The sequence below is a fragment of the Roseateles sp. P5_D6 genome, from assembly GCF_054049415.1.
In genome coordinates, this window is record NZ_JBFUMK010000004.1 from 78,320 (window position 1) to 92,839 (window position 14,520).

The 14,520-nt window shown below is 68.5% G+C and carries 10 protein-coding genes and 1 pseudogene; 4 read left to right on the forward strand and 7 right to left on the reverse strand.

All coding sequences use genetic code 11. The features are described from left to right. Window positions 1-305: 305 nt before the first annotated feature. On the reverse strand, window positions 306-1,292 hold the full coding sequence (locus ACXJKM_RS06215; protein WP_457351014.1) for a helix-turn-helix transcriptional regulator: 987 nt from the start codon (window positions 1,290-1,292) through the stop codon (window positions 306-308). Window positions 1,293-1,619: 327 nt separating this feature from the next. Between ACXJKM_RS06215 and ACXJKM_RS06220 the strand changes: the two genes are divergently transcribed. After that, window positions 1,620-2,210 carry a hypothetical protein gene (locus ACXJKM_RS06220; protein WP_457351016.1) on the forward strand — a complete coding sequence of 197 codons (591 nt, stop codon included), beginning with the start codon at window positions 1,620-1,622 and terminating at the stop codon, window positions 2,208-2,210. Here ACXJKM_RS06220 and ACXJKM_RS06225 read toward each other — a convergent pair whose 3' ends face one another. The 3 genes from ACXJKM_RS06225 to ACXJKM_RS06235 all read right to left on the reverse strand — a co-directional run bounded on the left by ACXJKM_RS06225 (window position 2,211) and on the right by ACXJKM_RS06235 (window position 6,958). Beyond that, window positions 2,211-3,674, reverse strand: a complete 1,464-nt coding sequence (locus ACXJKM_RS06225) for a C13 family peptidase (protein ID WP_457351018.1) — start codon at window positions 3,672-3,674, stop codon at window positions 2,211-2,213. Window positions 3,675-3,704: 30 nt separating this feature from the next. Continuing rightward, complete coding sequence (locus ACXJKM_RS06230) at window positions 3,705-3,938, reverse strand: DUF1653 domain-containing protein (RefSeq protein WP_457351020.1); 234 nt, start codon at window positions 3,936-3,938, stop codon at window positions 3,705-3,707. 179 nt (window positions 3,939-4,117) lie between these two features. Beyond that, complete coding sequence (locus ACXJKM_RS06235; RefSeq protein ID WP_457351022.1) at window positions 4,118-6,958, reverse strand: peroxidase family protein; 2,841 nt, start codon at window positions 6,956-6,958, stop codon at window positions 4,118-4,120. Between the two features lie 245 nt (window positions 6,959-7,203). Between ACXJKM_RS06235 and ACXJKM_RS06240 the strand changes: the two genes are divergently transcribed. From ACXJKM_RS06240 to ACXJKM_RS06250, 3 genes and pseudogenes are all read left to right on the forward strand, one after another. Continuing rightward, window positions 7,204-8,241, forward strand: a complete 1,038-nt coding sequence (locus tag ACXJKM_RS06240) for a S66 peptidase family protein (protein ID WP_056192060.1) — start codon at window positions 7,204-7,206, stop codon at window positions 8,239-8,241. Window positions 8,242-8,272: 31 nt separating this feature from the next. Further along, entirely contained in the window at window positions 8,273-9,559 is a 1,287-nt protein-coding gene (locus ACXJKM_RS06245; protein WP_457351024.1) for a glycosyltransferase family 4 protein, read from the forward strand. Between the two features lie 79 nt (window positions 9,560-9,638). Then, window positions 9,639-9,842, forward strand: a pseudogene (locus tag ACXJKM_RS06250) (IS701 family transposase); the annotation flags it as partial. On the opposite strand, the gene ACXJKM_RS06255 reads toward ACXJKM_RS06250, so the two are convergent. The 3 genes from ACXJKM_RS06255 to dacB all read right to left on the reverse strand — a co-directional run bounded on the left by ACXJKM_RS06255 (window position 9,836) and on the right by dacB (window position 14,441). Beyond that, window positions 9,836-11,686 carry a hypothetical protein gene (locus tag ACXJKM_RS06255; protein ID WP_457351026.1) on the reverse strand — a complete coding sequence of 617 codons (1,851 nt, stop codon included), beginning with the start codon at window positions 11,684-11,686 and terminating at the stop codon, window positions 9,836-9,838. The pseudogene ACXJKM_RS06250 and the gene ACXJKM_RS06255 overlap by 7 nt on opposite strands. Window positions 11,687-12,247: 561 nt before the next feature. Next, a complete protein-coding gene (locus ACXJKM_RS06260; protein WP_457351028.1) occupies window positions 12,248-12,814 on the reverse strand; it encodes an FxDxF family PEP-CTERM protein in 567 nt (188 codons plus the stop codon). Window positions 12,815-13,025: 211 nt separating this feature from the next. Further along, window positions 13,026-14,441, reverse strand: coding sequence for a D-alanyl-D-alanine carboxypeptidase/D-alanyl-D-alanine endopeptidase (gene dacB, locus ACXJKM_RS06265; RefSeq protein WP_457351030.1), 1,416 nt, complete (start codon window positions 14,439-14,441; stop codon window positions 13,026-13,028). Between the last annotated feature and the right edge of the window lie 79 nt (window positions 14,442-14,520).

The window sequence follows — 14,520 nt, forward strand, 5'->3', positions numbered from 1 at the left end:
AAGGCTGATACGTTCACGCTGCGTTGCTGGCTCGTCCGCACCAAGCCCGCTTGGGCGTGCGCGCCAGCTACGCAGCGCAAGCTAGCAGTTTTTCGATGCTGTATAAACATACAGTCGTCGCTTTATCCTGTTAGGTTTTCTGCAGCAGAAGATCAAGGGAACGTGTTCTAGGGCGACAGCCACTGCTGCATAAAACCGGAGCAGCCGTTGCAAGTGTTTGATGGGCAATGACTATGCCAATAAAACATCGGCAAAAGCGGCGCGAAGTTACAAGTTCTCCGCCTGATGGCACTGCAGCGAGTTGCCTATGCCATTGCATGACGCCGCACCAACTCTCCTGCCCATTCCGCCACCCTCGCCCTCACCTCCGCCGGCCCCATTGCTTCAGCCTCCGGCGCCAGCGACAACACCAGCCGCGCCGCCTGGTCCACGCTCTCGATGGGCAACTTGACCCTGGCCCAACGCTGCGGCCCCGCCGGCTTCTCGGGCACCGCGGCAGCGACGGCCTGGGCGGCATAGCTGCCCTTCTCGGCCAGCCGCCGGCGGCCCTCGGCGGTGATGCGGATGACGGCGACCTCGGGCCGCAACTCCCTCTCAAAGCGCTGCAGCGAAGCCTGCCACCAAGTCGACAGATCGAAGTCAGCCGGGCGCTCGAAGCTCTCCTCGCCGACGCTGAGCGACTGGATGTTGGCGACCTTCAGCGTCAGCGTGCGCGCCCCGGCCCGTGCGACGGCATACCAACTGCCGCCCTTGAGCACGAGGCCGAGCGGCTCGGCGCGCCAATCCCGTTCGCCCTTCCAGCTCAGATAGCGCAGTTCGACGCGGCGGCACTCCAGCACCGCCTGGGCCAGCGCCGGCAGGTGCGCTGCCGGCTCGCCGCCCTGGTACCAGTCCAGCGGGTCCACATGCAGCCGCGCCTGCAACCGGCCGGCCAGCGCGGCGGACTCGCCCGGCAGCGCCGACTGCAGCTTGAGCCGCAGCCGCTGCGAGGCACCGCCCAGGCCCAGTTCGCTGGCCGCCCCCGGCAGGCCCAGCAGCGGCAGGGCCTGGGCCTCGTCGCCGAGCAGGCCGTTGAGGCGTGTTGCAAAGCCCTCGCGCAGCTTGAAGCCGCCGCTGCGGCCGCGTTCGGCATAGACGGGCACACCGGCGGCGGACAGCTCATCGATGTCGCGCAGGATGGTGCGCAGGATGGTGCGCACCGACACCTCGAACTCGCGCGCCAGCGCCGGCGCCGTGATCTGCGGGCGCAGCTGCAGCAGGATCAGGATGGAGAGGAGTCGGCTGGCGCGCATGCTTGAAACCTGGACTCGGCAGTTGGCCGCTTGCTACTCATCAAAAACCTCGGCGCTTTATGAAGTGGCCGTGGCCTCCACCCTCACCACTTCGTTGCCAGGCGCTGCACGTCCGCTGGTTCGGCGCTTCGGGCCGCCGGCTGCGTTGCTTCTCCTTGTGGGCTTGAGCCCACATCGTCGGCGCGCCTTGCCCGCGGCCCGCCTCGCCACCCCCTCGGGCGCGCCCGACTGCCGAGTCCAGGTTGGATGATGTTCCGCAAAACATGACGCCGATTGTCATGTCATGCCGCGCAGCATGCGCCACCTCCACTCACTCACGAGATGCGCATGACCGACAACTCCGAACGCCGCCGCCTGCTGCAAGCTGCCGCAGCCCTTGCGCTGACGCCGAGCAGGGCCGCACCTGCCGAACCCGCCGAACCCCAGCCCGGCCCGGCCATGACGGGCGCCCTGCCCACCACGCGCACGCCCGGCAAGCCCGGCGACTTTGACTTCCTGAGCGGCCGCTGGAAGATCCTCAACCACAGGCGTCGCAATGGTGTCTGGGATGTCTTCGAGGGCGAGGCCACGGTGCACGCCATCCTGGCCGGCGTCTGCAGCGTCGAGGAGCTGCGCATCCCAGCACGGCAGTTCGGCGGCATGGGCCTGCGGCTGCTGGACATGAAGAAGGCTCAGTGGTCGGACTTCTGGGTCAACGCCGCTTCGGGCGAGCTGGGCGCACAAGGTCTGCCAGGCAGCTTCGAAGGCGGGGCGGGCATCTTCCAGGAGCAGTCCGAGGAGGACGGCAAGCCCGTGCTCTACCGGAGCGTCTGGGACCGCATCACGCCGACGAGCTGCCGCTGGCAGCAGGCCGCGTCGCGCGACGGCGGCAAGACCTGGGTGATGGACTGGGCTATGGATTGGACGCGGGTGGCGTGATCAGCGCGCCCGTCGCTCGTCCGCCAGGCGCTCGAGCACAGCGCGGATGCCGGCGCCTTCGCTGATCTGCGGGTTGGAATAGCCGTCGCTCTTGCCCGCCTCCTTCTCCCTCACCTCGATGACCTGGCGGGCCCATGCATGTGCCTCGGTGAAGGACCAGGTCTTGCGCAGCGCCTCCTCGTACATCGCCCGGCCGAAAAAGGTCAGCTCGGAGCGCTTGCCGCAGCCGTAGGAGGTGTGGTCCGCGTCGGCCGCCGTCATCACCAGCGTGCCGTCGCCGGCCAGCGGCGCGATCCAGCTGCCCGAGTAGCAGGCCGACACCGAGATCACGCGCCAGCGCACGCCGGCTTCGTCCAGCCAGCGCTTGAGCAGGTCGGGCGTGACGGGCTCGGTCTTCAGCGGCCAGGTGTCGTTGGCCAGCTTGCCGTCGCGGCCGCCGTGCGAGGTCAGGTGCAGAAAGAGCACGTCCCGGTCGCGGTCCATCACCGCGGCCATGCGGGCGATGGTCTGGCGCAGGTTGGCCGGCGTGCCCCAGGGCAGCGTGTCAGTGGTGGCGCGGTTGGCCACCAGCTCCACCAGACGACCGTCCGCGCCGAAGCGTTCGCGCATCGTCTTGGCAACGGTGGCACTCTCGCGCATGAAGACGTCTTCCGAGGCGTTGGGCGCGTAAGTCGCTGCGTAGACGTTGACCCGGCCCGGCTGCGGTGGTCGCAGGCCCTGCAATGCAACAGCGACGAGCTGCGCTTGCCTGCCTATGGTCTCGTCGGTCAACGGCAACCCGACCTCGGGTTCGGCGTCCGCCTCGGCACTGGCCACTGGCTCGGCCCACCAGAATGTCGGCGGCGCGAGCCAGCCGTTCAGCATCAGCGGGATAGGGACCAGCAACAGGGCAGCACCACGCGCCAGCCCGGAACCCGCCGCCCGCCACAGCAGCACGAGCTGCGTCAGGCCAGCCCAGCACAAGGGCACCAGCCATGCCGTCAGCTGCAGGCTCAGGGGCCAGCTCTCAAACGGATCGAGCGCGGCTCGCATCCCAAGAAAGACACCGCCGGAAAACAGGCCGAGCATCAGCCCGGCAATGCAAACCAGTGCAAACAGCGTGGCTGGCCTTGGCGTCGCTGGCGCTTGTGCCGAGCGAGACCGCGCCACCACCCAGCACAGCCAGGCCATGATGGCGATGCCCGCCCAACCTGCGAGAAAGCCTTGCCAGAGCAACATCGGCGCGCCCTGCATCATCACGCGCTGAGCAATGAACTGCAGCAGATAGCCCGCCAGGATCGGCGCCGCCACCGTCACCGGCGCGGCCTCCAGGCCCTCCCATCGCGGCGGGAGGAACACCAGCACGCGCGCGCCTTCGCGCAGCCATGACGCGCCACCCACTGCGGGCGCACCGTCGTCCAGCGCCGCAGCCGTCAGCAACGGCCCGCCTGCAGGCGCGTCCTGCGCCTGATCTTCTTCATTCATCCACCCGCCCTCCCCTGCCGGCCACCGTCTCTAGCCGATGCACTCGAAGCGCTGCCGCACGACGCCGTCAACCTCCAGTGTGCCGGTGAACATCTCGTAAGGCCTCACCCACCAGCCGCTGTCGTTGTACAGCGGCCGGTAGAACACCACGACCTCCAGCGTCTCGCTATGGCGAGCCACATGAAGCACTTCGTATTCGCCGCCCTTGTAGTGACGGTAGCGGCCGGGGGCCAGGTGGGGCAGCGGGGGCAGGTCTGAGCTCATGCCCCCGATTTCACCTCAGTGGTCGACGTACCGACGTTCTTGCGGGCCGAGCGCCGGGCCGCTCCCTAGCCGGCCCGCTCTGGCGATGTGCTTGCGGCTCAATGCCGCAAGCATCGCCGTCCCCTCGGGGGACCGGCTGGGCACGCCCGCGTGCAGCGGGGCGAGACTGGACGAGGGGTTCACCGGAATGCGGGGTCGCTTTCCGCGCCGCGGCGCGGCTGCCAGCCCAGGCCGTAATACTCGCCGCGGTCACGCGCCCAGGGGTCGAAGGCGTTGGTCACATGCGCCAGCTCGGGCGCCAATTCGGGCACGGTGCGCAGCAGCACGCGCTTGAAGGGAGAGACCTCGATGCGGTGGCCGTTGCTTTCCTTGGCCTCGAACTGCTTGCCCGTCGGGCCGTTGTTCATCAGCCATTCGATGCCCAGGTTGCCGTAGAACTCGGGGCGGAAACTGCTGGTGAAGAAGCGGTCGCTGAACAGGCGCCGCGACGCATTCAGGATGAAGACCTGGAACTGCGTCTCCGAGATCGCATAGCCATGCGGCCGCGTGAACTCGGAGAGCCAGCCCACCACCGTGTCCACGTCCTCGATGTTGTCCACCAGGCTGCCGTCGGGCTTGCCCAGGCAGTCGTTGATGGGGCTGCCGTCGAGGTTCCTCTGCGCGGCGGTGATGACCTTCTTCGCATCGCATTTGTGCTGGCCATAGATGCCGCGCAGGTCGTTGATGACCTTCTGCTGGCGCGCGCGTTCGGGTGAATCCGCCGGCAGGCGGGCGTCGATGAAGTCGTCGAAGCTCGTCAGCTGGCGCAGGCCATACTGGCGGCGGAACTCGTTGAAGCGCGGCACGCCATGTTCGCGGTCGCGGATGATGTCCAGCGCGGCGACGTCGATCTTGCCGGTGCTGGACTGCAGCCGCGGGATCGCCAGGTTCTGCAGGAAGGCCGGCGTGTTGCCCAGCGTCAGCAGGCCCAGGCGCTGGCGGCCCATGGACAGGGCCCAGTCGGCCGCGCCTTCGCTGGCCAGTGCGCCGGTGGCCTTGCCGCGGAAGGTCTCGATGACGGGCACCTTGGCGGCGATGCGATTGGGGTCGCTGTCCCAGTGGCGCAGCTCGATGAGGTCCGGCACCAAGGCATGCAGGCGGTAGACGCTGACGAACTCCTCGGGGAAGTTGAAGGGCGAGCCGAAGTGGTTGACGCCGCCGTTCACGTGGTCGGGGTTGGCGAGGTTCCAGATGTCGTCCTTCTTGGCGTCATGGCGCGCAAAGAAGCTGTCGTCCTTGTAGACCCGCGCACCGAGGCCAAAGATGCCCGGCCCCGAGGCCAGGGCCGAATACCACTGGCCGGCTTTCTTCGCGTCGGTGCTCTTGCCATAGTTCTGCACGACGATGGCTTCGAGGGCGTTCTCGACGAACGGATGCCCTTCGAACAGGCCGCCCCAGTTGGCGTTCATGCCGAGGTAGAGGGGCTCGTCGTAGAGCAGCTGCGTCGTCCACTCGATGGTGTGGATCTTGGCGATCTCGGCGGCGACGACGAGGCGCCCCACCTCGAACAGCACGTCGGGCGACACGTCGCGGTAGCGGATCACGGCTGTCGGGTTCGCCGGGTCGCGCAGGCCCGAGTCGGCATCCGGCGTGGCCGCGGCGCGGCGGCGGAACTCGGCGACGAAGGCGTTGTGCTCACGCGAGAACACCGTCTGATAGAAGCCGACGCCGATGCTCCAGTTGTCGGGGAAGGCTGCCGCGCCCTGGCCGGCCCACTGCGGCAGGATGGGGTCGTTCGCCGCGAAGACGGGCAACTGGCCCAGAGCCTCACCCGCGCCGCCACGTGCGCCGGGCGGCATCAGCAGCCTGGCCGGGTCGGCCGGGTCGCGCTTCACGCGCTGGCGCGAGACGTTGTTGTAGCCATAGATCTGCGAGGCGTCCCACCAGGCCGTGTTGTTGTTGGCATGGGTGCGGAAGGCGCGTGCCAACGGCTTGGTTCCGTCAGCCGCCGTGTAGCGCGGCGGCGCATTGCCGTCGGCGACAAAGGCGCGGTCGATGCGATCATCGGGCCGGCAGCCCAGCTTGGCCGCATCGCCCGTGCAGCCCACCGGCATCCACTTGGGTTCGTTGCGGCCCTCCTCCATGTGGGAGAACCAGTCATGCGTCATGTACTGGATCCAGAACGCCGCCAGCACGTTGAAGAAAGGCGCCTTCTGGTAGTCGCAGTTGGCGTCCACCGGATTGCCGGGCAGGCCTTGCCCGTCGCGGCATTTGGCGGGGTCGCTCTGCGCGCGGGTGAAGAGCTTGCGGCTGATCAGCTGCGGGTCGGGCTGCAGCAACGCGATGCGGTCACCATGGCGGTTGCGCGCCAGGGCGTCGTCGCTGATGTCGGGGTAGGTCGCCTCGAACTGCACATTGCGCGCGAACAACGCGCCGGCCGAGCCCATCTTGGGATTGCGGATGTCGTTGCAGACGCCGCTGAGCTGGCGCCAGCGGATCAGATCACCCTGGCAGAGCTGCTGCCCGTCGCCGCCCACGGCCGCGTAGAACGGCGAATCGGCCGCCAGCCGCATCGAGGGCCAGGTCTTGACGGCCGCGCCCGCCACGCCTTCACGGCCCAGGGCGTAGTCGGCAAAGCTGCCGGAGTTGTCGAACAGGTTGAACTTGATCAGCTCCATGCGCTGGTACTCGAGGTCCAGCAGCGCGCCGTCGACGCCGCGGCCGTTGGGCCCGAGATGACTCCCGACGCCTTTCGTTCCCGGCAGCAGCGTGGCCTTGTCGCCGGTGGCCCAGTAGTTGGACCAGTCGACATAGGGCGTGTTGCGGAAGGCCGCGGCCTTGTCGCTGCCGCGGCAGCGCGCCACCTCTTCGCCGACCTTGCCATTGAAGCGCTCGCCGCGCTCGTCGGCCACCTTGCGAAAGCCCCCGGCCACCATGGCCGTGCAGTTCCTGGTGTCGTCCAGGCTGGCCTGGGGGGTGGTGCTGATGCAGCCGGCCAGCAGCAGCGGCGTGAGCAGCAGCCAGGTGAGTGCATGCTTCATGAGCTTCTCCTCGTCTTGTTCTTCGCAGATCGCGCAACATAGCGAGGCTACGGCCATAGCGTCAATCCTTCGAAGGCCCCGAAAAATTCACCTTGAGGACAGCCACCCGTGCCTGCCCTTGCACGCGACTGGCAACAGGCCGCGGCAGCTGATGCCGCCAGGGCGCACACAATGCCGCGCAAATCGTCGAATCCGCGCGACCGAGCACGCGGCCAGCCCCTCATCTCTGATTGTTTGCGAGCGATATGAACCCGTCACGCCGTCAACTCCTGCAGTTCAGCGCCGCCACGGCCGGCCTGCTGGCCGCCGCCCAACCGGTGCGCGCCGCGGGCGGGCCATTGCTCGCGCCGCGGCTGCGCCCGGGCGACACGATCGGCCTCGTCAGCCCCGCCAACGCCACCTTCGAGCGCGAGCCGCTGAAGATGGCCGTCGAGGTGCTGCAGGCCCTGGGCTTCAAGGTCAAGCCGGGCGAATTCGTCGCCGCACGCCGTGGGCCCTTCGCCGGCACCGACGCCCAGCGTGCCGCCGACATCAACGCCATGTTTGCCGACGATTCGGTGGCCGGCATCCTCGCCATGACCGGCGGCTCGGGCTGCAACCGCATCGTCGACAAGCTCGACTACGAGCTGATCCGTCGCAAGCCGAAATTCTTCGGCGGCTTCAGCGATCTGACCTGCCTGGTGAACGCCATCCACCGCCAGACCGGCCTCGTCGCCTTCCACAGCCCCGTGGCCGTGTCGGAATGGAACGACTACTCGGTGCAAAGCTTCAAGGCCATCGCGATGAATGCCGAGGCCGCCGTGCTGCGCAACCCTGTCGTCAAGCCGGTGGACGACCTGATCGCCCGCGAGGAGCGCATCACCACCGTGCGCCCCGGCAAGGCGCAAGGCCGGCTGGTGGGCGGCAATCTCACCGTGCTGGCGTCGATGGCCGGCTCGGCCTATTTCCCCGATTGCCGTGGCGCCCTGCTCTTTCTCGAGGACATCAACGAGTACATCTACCGCATCGACCGCTGCCTCTCCACGCTGCGCCTGGCCGGCGCGCTGTCGCAACTGAGCGGCGTCGTGCTCGGCCGCTTCACCAAATGCGAGCCCGGCGAGGGCTACGGCAGCCTGACACTGGACGAGGTGTTCGACGACTACTTCCTGCCGCTGAACGTGCCCGTCTACCGGGGTGCGGCCATCGGCCACATCAAGCGCAAGCTGACCGTGCCGGTCGGTGCGCCGGCCGAGATGGATGCCGACGCGGGAACGATCCGGCTGCTGAGCCCGGCCGTGGCCTAGGTTCCCCGGCGCCCGGCCCCCAGACTGCCGCATGCGTGCCAGCGGACCCCGCCTGCTGCTCATCCTCACCGAATGGCCGCCCGCCATCGGCGGCATGCAGACGCACGCGAGGTATCTGGCGGCGCACTTCGCGCGCCACGCCGCCTGCGTGGAAGTGCTGACCTATCGCGTGACCGACCCGGCCATGGCCGAGGCCGCGCGCGCGTTCGATGCCGGCTGCTCCCATGCGGTGCATCGCGTCCTGTCGCGGCTGGGCTATTGGCACAACCAGGAGCTGCTGCTGGAGCGCATCCGCGTGTTCCGGCCCGACGCAATCTATGCATCGACCGTGTTCTACGGCCTGCTGCGCTCGCGCGCCGGCGTACCGGTCGTCTGTCGCTCGGTGGGCAACGACGTGCTGCGGCCCTGGCTGGGCTATCCCTATCCCTGGGGCAGCCGGGCCATCGGCTCGGCGGCCATGCAGCGTGCACTGAGCTGGTGGCTGGAGCATGGCCAGCATCCCGACTGGGTCGACCGCCTGTTCCGTGACGGCCGCCACCGCGTGATGCGCCACGCCGCGGCGGCCCACAACGGCATCCTGGCCAACAGCGACTACACGGCGAACCTGCTGCGGGCGATTGGCGTGGCGGGCGAGCGGATCGAGGTCGTCTCGGGTGGGGTCGCCGCTGGCGAGTTCCGCCCACCGCCCGGTGCGCGGTCTGCAGCGCGCGCGGAACTCGGCGTGCCCGAGGCTGCGCAGGTGGTGCTGACGGTGTGCCGGCTCGTCGAAAAGAAGGGCGTTGAAGTCCTGCTCGATGCGCTGGCCAGTTTGCGCGGTGAATTCCCGGCCATCCGCCTGTTGATCGTCGGCGACGGCCGCCGCCGCCGAGCCTACGAGGCCTGTTGCGCGCGCCTGGGGTTGGCTGACGTGGTGCGCTTCGAGGGCCGTGTACCGCACGAAAAGATTGCCCGCTACTACTGGGCGAGCGACGTGTTTGCGTTGGCCAGCTACGAAAGCCACCACGCCGGCGCGCGTGACGTCGAGACCATGGGCCGCGTGCTGTGCGAGGCCAACGCCGCCGGCGTGCCCGTGGTGGCCACCGCCAGCGGCGGAACGCCGAGTGTGCTGCGTGACGCCGACAACGGCCTGCTCGTGGCGCCGGGCGACGCCCAGGCGCTGGCCGCGGCGATCAGGTCGCTGCTGCGCACACCGGCGCAGGCCAGCCGCCTGGCCGGCAACGGGCTGGCGCGTGCGCGGCTGGAATTCGATTGGTCGGCGGTGATGGCGCGCAACGAGGCTGTCGTGGCTCGGTCGCTGGCGTCGCCACCGGCGCAGTGAACCAGCGGCGGTCGCAAGGCCGCGCCGTCAGCGCTGCGCCGTGACCCAGTTCACGAGCGCATCCAGCATGGTGTTGGAGGGCAAGATGCGCTGGCGCATCGAGCGCGACTACCAAGACCTCAAGCAGCAGCTGGGGCTGGGGCACTACGAAGGCAGAGGCTGGCGGGGCTTCCATCATCACGCCAGCCTGAGCATTGCCGCTTACGGCTTCTTGCTGACGCAACAGCTCCGGCATCCCGAAGGCGCCGGATCGACTGCCGCGCACCCCAGCGCAGGTCATTGAACGTGAAAGCTTGTCTTGCAGAAAGAGGAAACGCACGTCGCCACCAGCGCAAGACCTTCCTCCCGCGGCCAGCCGTAGCCGTCGAGGATCGCGAAGACCAAGGACGCCTCCAGGTTCTCGTCATCATGAGAGCCTCGGCCCGCCCGCAGTGCCTCGCGCAGGCGCTGCAGGCGCGCGTTCAACAACGGCCGGTCGTCCGCTGCGCCGATGCTGGCGAGCACCATCGCCGCCTGCGCCGTGTCGTGCGCGGAACCGTTCTCCAGAGTCCTGCGATAAAAGGCGCGCATCGCGTCAGCGGGTAAGTGGCTGGTGACCTTGGCGGTGTAGCTCATCACATCGCCCTCGTCTTGTTGCGCAGCGACCTCGAACTGCGCCGAATAGGTCTTGGGGTCCCAGCGCATCAGGTAGACAAGCGCGGCAGCTCTGGCATTGGGCAACCAGCGCCCCTGAAGCGAGGGCATCAGCCGGGCGACGTCCTGGATCAGATCCGGTGTGGCGAAACGCGCCACGAAAGCCAGGGTCACACCCAGCCCGATCTGACCGGAGGTTGTTGCCGCTGTCGGCGCCTCCTTCAGCAGCTTGCGGCGAAGACAATCGTCAACACCGGCCAGCGTCGCCACGGGCAAGTCCCGGACCTGCTCGAAATACATCGGATGATCGCCGCACGCGTGGCGGACGACATATGGCTGGGCCAGGTCGGGATATTGGTTCACGACCAGGCTCAGCGCGTTGGCGTCGTCCGGATGCGCGTCCAGGTAGTGCTGCAACGCGGCGACGATGGCGAGGCCGTCGAAGGCGCCACGGAAGTCGCGCGCCAAGCCGACCAGTTGGTAGCCTTGCAACTTGTCGAGATGCGCGGCGATGAAATCCCGAGCGACGACAAAGTCGGCCACATCCATGGCCGCTGCGTCACCGCGGAAGGGTCCGAGAACCAGCCAGCTGGCCTGCAGACGGGACTCCCCATCGCGCAGCGGCAGGGTCGCGGCGAGCCGATGCAGCGCCGTCGCGCGGATGCGCTTGCTGAGCGCGGCGTCCGCCGCCCAATCCGCCGGCCATGAAGCCTCGACGCTGCTCTTCAGGAGCACGAGGTCGTCGATCAGATCCGTGCGCGCCGGCGCCGGGTCCATGACGGCTTTCTCAAGCGCCTCGATGACTCGTTGACGGTCGCTGGCATGCCAAAGCCCCCGCAGGATGTCGATGCGGTACGGATGAGCGCCTTGCGATTCGAGAACCAGATCGAGCTTGGCCCGCGTCGCGGCATCGGAAGACATTCGGGCCAGCGCTTGTATGGCCGCCTCCGACTTGCGCCCTGACCGCGCGCCGGTGATTTCTGCAGCCAGCATGCGGACGCGCGCCGCATCCTCATCGGGCGACGGCATCTCCACGGCAAACGTGACGTCGTTCGTGGTGAGTGCCTTGCGTCCCGCCCGCCGAGTAACGACGTGCACCGAATAACGCCCCGGGCGATCGAAGCGGTACCGCTGATCGAGCACCAGCGTTAGCGTCAACTCCCGCCCCTCGGGCACAGCCTGCCGGTTGATCACGTCATGCTGCTGCGGCATCCAGCGCTCGCGATCGATCGCGGCGGGAGGACTGCCATCAAGCGCCGTGATGACGACCTCGTCAGAGAGGTAGTCACCCAGCGAATTGGTGACGATGCGCTCCGGCGCCTGCGGCGCGCGAAATCTCAGATCCAGCGCAATGGGCTCGCCGGCCTTGAACGCCGCCCGGCCACTCTTGACCGACAAACTGACCCTGACTGGCGCATCGGCCGCGTCGGCCTGCGCTGGCGCGGGCTGGATCGTCAGGCAGGCAATGAGGAGCGACAGGAGCGGCAGGCGCATGGAGATATCCCGGCTGGGGATTGGGATCGTAGGACCATCACGCAAAACCTGGACGTCGCTACCGTTTCGATGGAATCCCGCCTCCGCGCGTTCGCCGCGAGCAGCTCAGGCGGCGGCACGAAGCGCCCGCGCCTGTGGCCATTGCGTCGCAAGCGTCTACGCATGGATTTCAACGCCCGATCGGCACGAAGACAGCTGCCGAGTCGCCGGTGAGCACCGCGGGATGACAACGCCGGGTCGGCGTCGTGCTGGGCTCGCTTCACGACGCGCGAGCCCGGCGACGACTACTTCCTGCCTCTGAACGTCCCCGTCTTCCGCGGCGCAACCATCGGCCGCATCAAGCGCAAGCTGACCGTGCCGGTGGGAGCGATGGCCCAGATGGATGCCGACGCCGTCACGCTGCGCCTGCTGGCGCCGGCCGTCGCCTGAGGGCCACGGCCGAAGCCGCCTTCCCGGCGGCGCCCTCAGTCCTTGCGCTGGCTTGCCCGATGAAGGCGCTGCCGTCACGGTGGGACGTCCCGACGCAACTGCGACGGACCGCCTGCCGCACGCCCAAGAGCCTCAACCCAAGCGCCGCCTGCGCGCCAGCAGACCCACCGCCCCAATCCCGGCGAGCAGCAACGCGTAGGTGCGCGGCTCGGGAACCGCGCTGATGGAAATATTGAGCACCGCATCGCGCACTGCAGTGCCATTGGCCACCAGGTGATAGGTGCCGGGACCGATGGCCCCGTCGAAGGTCGACACGGCGTATCCGGCCAGGACACCACCGAACGCATCGCTGATAACGAGGGTGTTGCTGGCATCGAAGATGTCGATGTTGACGCCGACGAGGCGCGGCCCCGGGCCGGCGGCAGTCGAGATCTCCCACACCGCACGCCCGGTCAAGCCGGTGATGCCCGCCCCTAGCGTGAACGTGACGCTCTGCGACAGCGCACCGGTTTCCTGCGTCACCACCGTGTCGACGATCAGCGTGTCGCCAGAGCCGAACGTTCCCTGGAGCGTCGCTGTGGCATTGAGCACGTTGAAGTCGACCTCCCGGGTCATCGCGTGCGCTTGCCCCACCATTGTCGCGAACCACGTCGCGGCCAATGCCAATGCCGCCTGCCTGAACCCTGCAAATCTAGCCATCGCGATCTCCTGTTGCCTTGGCATGGCGCCCGATACCTAACCGGGTGCCGAGCAGAAAACATAGGTGACGCTGCGGCTTAAGCAACTTTCCAACTAGGGGTTCGGCAAGGCGATTGACACACACGATCAGGCGTGATGTCGACGGGTCGTGTTGCAGTGCGGTCAGTCGGCCAACAAACGCCGCCGCCTGACGCCGCTCGGGATCAAGCCTTCAGCGCTGCCCTGCCACCCACTCCACCAGCGCATCCAGCACCGGCCGCCCCTTGGCCGCAGCCTCGGGATGGTTGAGCAGCGCGACGAAGACCCAGGGCTTGCCCGACGCATCCGGCACGAAGCCGGCAAGGCCGACGGCATCGCGCAGCGTGCCGGTCTTGAGCCGCGCTCGGGCCGTGGCCGGGCCGTCCTTCAGGCGGCGTGACAGCGTGCCGTCGACACCGGCGATGGGCAGGGTGCCGAGCAGCTCCGGCCCCTGGGCGCCGCGCTGGCCCGCGCGCAGCACGCCGGCCAGCAGGGCCGGGCTGACCCGCTCGCCGCGCGACAGGCCCGAGCCGTTGTCCAGCACCAGCGCTGCCGTGTCGACGCCATGGCCCGCAAGCCAGTCGCGCACGACGCGCTCAGACGCCGCCAGCGTCGGCTCGCCGGGTTGCGCCGCCTGGGCGCCGAGCTGCAGGTAGATGAGCCTTGTTGCCGCGTTGTCGCTGCGCTTCATGACCCCGCGCAGCACCTCGGCCAGCGGCCGGCCGCGGTGCGTGGCCAGCACGACGGCACCGGCCGGTGCGGCCGCCTCGGCGTCACCCGGCCCCATGCTGCCGCCCAGCTCGGCCCAGAACTGGCGCACGGCCCGCGTCACCAGCCACTGCCGGTCGACGATCTGCAGCGGCGCGCGCTGGTGGCAACCGGCCGGGAAGGCGCCCTGCAGCTTCAGCGCCCAGCCCTCGCTGGCGGGCTGGACAAGAGCGGGTTTCCAATCCTCGTCCCAGTCCTTGCACGGCCTTGCTGACAAGGTCATCGAGCTCGCATCCACGCTCAGCCCTGGCAGGGCCGGCAGGGCGCGCGCCGTAACGCCGGTGGCCATGGCTTGCAGCTCGAAGTCGAGCAGGCTGCCGTTGAGATGCAAGGCGTCGGGGATGACGTTGTAGTCGAACTCGGGGGCATCGTCGAAGGGCGGCAGGCCGACATCGAAGCGGGTCGGTTTGAACAGTGTGCGGTCGATGACGAGGCCGCCGCGGATCTCGCGCACGCCGCTTTCTCGCAGCTGGCGCAGCAGCCACCACAACGCCGGCCAGTCAAGGTCGGGATCGGCGCCGCCGCGCAGGATCAACGGACCATCGATGGCCCCTCCGACAGGAACCGAACCTGCCAGCAGCTCGGTGCGGCCGCGGTGGTTGATGCCGAGCTTGTCCACGGCGACGGTCGCCGTCACCAGCTTCATCGTCGAGGCCGGCGCCATCGCCGCGTCGGCGCGTTGGCTGAGAGCCGGCCGAGAGCCGTCCAGCGGTTGCAGCACGAAGCCGAGGCTTTCCGCCGGCAGGCCGGCCTTGGCCAGCGCAGCCTGTACGGGGTCGGGCACCGAAGTCGTCGCGCAGCCGGTCAGCAGCACCACTGCAACCGGCAAAGAGATCCGCATCAGCCATCGCAGGAAACCTGCGCATTGCGGGCCGAGCGCCGGGCCGCTCCCAAGCCGGCCCGCGTTGGCGATGTGCTTG

What these genes read in the sequence shown, in the direction of transcription:
- ACXJKM_RS06230 (WP_457351020.1), bottom strand. Translation starts at nt 3,938, where the DNA reads ATGAGCTCAGACCTGCCCCCGCTGCCCCACCTGGCCCCCGGCCGCTAC.
- ACXJKM_RS06220 (WP_457351016.1), top strand. Translation starts at nt 1,620, where the DNA reads ATGACCGACAACTCCGAACGCCGCCGCCTGCTGCAAGCTGCCGCAGCC.
- ACXJKM_RS06260 (WP_457351028.1), bottom strand. Translation starts at nt 12,814, where the DNA reads ATGGCTAGATTTGCAGGGTTCAGGCAGGCGGCATTGGCATTGGCCGCG.
- ACXJKM_RS06245 (WP_457351024.1), top strand. Translation starts at nt 8,273, where the DNA reads ATGCGTGCCAGCGGACCCCGCCTGCTGCTCATCCTCACCGAATGGCCG.
- ACXJKM_RS06240 (WP_056192060.1), top strand. Translation starts at nt 7,204, where the DNA reads ATGAACCCGTCACGCCGTCAACTCCTGCAGTTCAGCGCCGCCACGGCC.
- ACXJKM_RS06235 (WP_457351022.1), bottom strand. Translation starts at nt 6,958, where the DNA reads ATGAAGCATGCACTCACCTGGCTGCTGCTCACGCCGCTGCTGCTGGCC.
- ACXJKM_RS06255 (WP_457351026.1), bottom strand. Translation starts at nt 11,686, where the DNA reads ATGCGCCTGCCGCTCCTGTCGCTCCTCATTGCCTGCCTGACGATCCAG.
- dacB (WP_457351030.1), bottom strand. Translation starts at nt 14,441, where the DNA reads ATGCGGATCTCTTTGCCGGTTGCAGTGGTGCTGCTGACCGGCTGCGCG.
- ACXJKM_RS06215 (WP_457351014.1), bottom strand. Translation starts at nt 1,292, where the DNA reads ATGCGCGCCAGCCGACTCCTCTCCATCCTGATCCTGCTGCAGCTGCGC.
- ACXJKM_RS06225 (WP_457351018.1), bottom strand. Translation starts at nt 3,674, where the DNA reads ATGAATGAAGAAGATCAGGCGCAGGACGCGCCTGCAGGCGGGCCGTTG.